Origin of the sequence: Bacillus sp. BP-3, assembly GCF_028401955.1 — a bacterium.
Lineage (GTDB): Bacteria > Bacillota > Bacilli > Bacillales > Bacillaceae_G > Bacillus_A.
In genome coordinates this window covers 1-2,807 of sequence record NZ_JAQOTJ010000046.1, presented here as the reverse complement: position 1 = coordinate 2,807, position 2,807 = coordinate 1, and the positions used below count along the sequence as shown (strand labels likewise).

Genomic DNA, 2,807 nt, shown 5'->3' with positions numbered 1-2,807 from the left:
AAAATACTGTCTCAAAAATAATTCGTAACATTATTCATTTAGCACCTTTTTGTTACTGCAAAATACATGCATATAGGACTAACTTTCTACACTTAGTTGCTACTTTGCCCCTAATTACAAGAACGCTGGTACTGGGCCAATTTCTAAATGAAGATAAATTACTTAACACATTTCACACTTTCTTTTACTTATATACTCCTGAATTCTGCCACTTAATAAAATCAATTAATATTTTATAATTCTCAAGCTTTTTTTTATTAATCCCTGCCTTTTTTAATTCATAAACAAAATCAATCCACTCTTTTTCAATCTGCAGTTTTGTTTCTGTATTTGTTTTCGTTTCGAGTAACATATTAAGATCTGCTTCTAATGCTAACCCTATCTTTTCTAGCACTTGTATAGAAGGATTCTGATTTATACTTCTTTCAATATTACTTAAATAGGATTTTGAAATTCCGGCCCTCTCCGCTAATTCGGACAAAGTAAGACCCCTTTTCTTTCGAATTTGATAAATATTTCTCCCAATCATCCGTTTATAGTCCTCCCTGTTCCTTAGTCCTATTTTCTACATCATATAATTCTCTATAGGGATCACGTCACATCACTATCAATTTAAGAAATACATTCTTCCCTAAAACGAAAAAGATGAATTAAATTCCTATGGCTATGAAAAGAGGAAATTTTCATTTTGGGGACACTTCAAAATGTTAGCTTGATGAACATGTTGGATATCCCTATTTCAAAAAGTCGTTGAATAACGATCTTTTGAGATAGCTTCATATATACAATTTTATTTTATTTTCATCAATACATCGCAGTGTAATTATCGGTCTTCCTCTTTGTTGATACACTATTTCTTCTTCTAAAACACCAATTTCAATTAAAAATATGATATATTTTCGCATAGCAATCCTAGAGATTCCAACTAATTGTGCCATTTCTGCTGTTGTAAATGTTTTACCATGAAAAGATTGTATCTGCTTCCAAATTAACTGCAAGGTTCGTGTTGTTATTCCCTTTGGAAGCTCTTTGTTTATAGAGAATTCTTTTTTTTCTTTTTGTAAAATTAGTTTATCCAGTTCCGATTGATCAATATTGGAATGCGACTTCATAAATTTAAACTTTTCACGATAAGTAGATAACGCTTCCTTAAAACGCTCAAGCGTAAAGGGTTTAATTAAATAATCTACAGCCCCATATTGCAGTGCTTTTTTTATATTTACCATATTATGTACCGCCGAAATTATTATCACATCAATTTCTTTTTCTTTATTGCGAATATCCAATAACAATTTAAAGCCTGTATCACTTGATATAAAAGTATCAAGCAATACAATATCTATATGAATTGCTTCTAGAACTTGTATTGCTTCTTCTACAGAGTTAACTATACGGACAAGTTCAAATCCTTCAACTTGTTCTAGGTAATACTTATTTAGCATCAATACCATTGGGTCATCGTCTACAATTAAAACTTTAATCATTTTCTATCTCATCCCTACTTTTGTATGATGTTTCAATTGTAATTATTGTTTGTTTTCTTTCCTTTTGTATATTCAATGCTTTCTTTCATAAAATATAAGTTATATCCTTCATGTTCTCTTTTTGGAGAATACCCTTTTACAAATAATTTATCTATTTCTTATTGTATAATTTATCCTCTTATATATTTAAAACTCAATATTGAATTTAAACGTTATTATATTTACATTCAAGAAAGAAATCCCAATATGTATGCAATGAAAAATAGTAAAAACATGCTCTCACAGAAATATTCACTCTAAGAATGCCATAATTGTTTCATTTACACATTATTTGATATATTATCTTTGCACGATTGTCCACTACTTCATAATAAGTCATTAACCCTTCTCGAGTACTTGTGACAATTTCGGCTCTTTTCAGTCTATTCAAATGCTGACTAACTGTACTTTGGGTCATTTTCAATTTTTCACACAATGTTGTTACATTCATAGGACCTTCTGTAAGCAATATTTTTATTACATTTAAGCGTGCAGGATGTGCTAAAATCTTTAATACATTTGCAATATCTTCGTATTTTTCTGATATATTAATCATATCCCTCTACTCCTTTATACATATATATCCTAACTGTTGATTATGTAATTCGAAATAGGCATATCATTTTATATCTAACACTCTCTTTATTATCTTGATTAGAATTAAGATCCATTAAAACCTGTCATCATTTGTTATGAAATACCGTATCTCATTTTCCTATAACAACCATGTTTTACAACTTGTCGCATATCTATATTTTCATATGCATTGGCTTGTATTATCTCGGAAATGTCTACAATAATTGTATTTAATAAAATCTTTTCTACATATCCAATTAATTGTAATGAAGGATTATCACGATACGGGAATTCAACATAATCCCCTATTTTTACTGTAATTCCTTTTTCCATATGGGAGACCTCCTAAATCTGATTATGATGTCTAGGTTTGAAAAATTACAATACTTCCAGAATTTCGAAAAAGAAAACAACTTAGATCAACTCAAGTTGTTTTCTTTTTAAGGTGCAACAAAGAGAGGAGGGAGGGTGTAAAAACATGTTAATTACACTGGAGAGGAAAAGATTAAATATTCTGACTTTTATCTCTTTGTGATTGTTAATATAACACGAGAAACAAAATAAAACAACAAAAATTTGCAATTTAACCCTAAATTCGACATTTTAAAAAATAAATTATTTACTAACATTAAAATAAAGGTTCTGGTGCAAAGTTGAACAAAATATAGAGAAGGTTTTAGATTAGAGGTAGGGTGTTTTTGCCCATCC

4 protein-coding genes are annotated in these 2,807 nt (G+C 29.4%); all 4 read right to left on the bottom strand.

What is annotated here, in order from left to right; all coding sequences use genetic code 11:
• Positions 1 to 184: 184 nt before the first annotated feature.
• The 4 genes from PLX19_RS25830 to PLX19_RS25815 all read right to left on the bottom strand — a co-directional run bounded on the left by PLX19_RS25830 (position 185) and on the right by PLX19_RS25815 (position 2,432).
• Positions 185 to 529: a helix-turn-helix domain-containing protein gene (locus tag PLX19_RS25830; protein ID WP_272191790.1), complete on the bottom strand. Its 345-nt coding sequence runs from the start codon at positions 527 to 529 to the stop codon at positions 185 to 187.
• A 247-nt stretch (positions 530 to 776) separates the two neighbouring features.
• On the bottom strand, positions 777 to 1,484 hold the full coding sequence (locus PLX19_RS25825) for a response regulator (protein ID WP_272191789.1): 708 nt from the start codon (positions 1,482 to 1,484) through the stop codon (positions 777 to 779).
• A 316-nt stretch (positions 1,485 to 1,800) separates the two neighbouring features.
• Positions 1,801 to 2,079 (bottom strand): ArsR/SmtB family transcription factor, encoded by a 279-nt coding sequence (locus tag PLX19_RS25820; protein WP_272191788.1) that lies wholly within the window; start codon positions 2,077 to 2,079, stop codon positions 1,801 to 1,803.
• A gap of 134 nt (positions 2,080 to 2,213) precedes the next feature.
• Positions 2,214 to 2,432, bottom strand: a complete 219-nt coding sequence (locus tag PLX19_RS25815; protein ID WP_272191787.1) for a DUF2187 domain-containing protein — start codon at positions 2,430 to 2,432, stop codon at positions 2,214 to 2,216.
• Positions 2,433 to 2,807: the final 375 nt, after the last annotated feature.

What these genes read in the sequence shown, in the direction of transcription:
- PLX19_RS25820 (WP_272191788.1), bottom strand. Translation starts at nt 2,079, where the DNA reads ATGATTAATATATCAGAAAAATACGAAGATATTGCAAATGTATTAAAG.
- PLX19_RS25825 (WP_272191789.1), bottom strand. Translation starts at nt 1,484, where the DNA reads ATGATTAAAGTTTTAATTGTAGACGATGACCCAATGGTATTGATGCTA.
- PLX19_RS25830 (WP_272191790.1), bottom strand. Translation starts at nt 529, where the DNA reads ATGATTGGGAGAAATATTTATCAAATTCGAAAGAAAAGGGGTCTTACT.
- PLX19_RS25815 (WP_272191787.1), bottom strand. Translation starts at nt 2,432, where the DNA reads ATGGAAAAAGGAATTACAGTAAAAATAGGGGATTATGTTGAATTCCCG.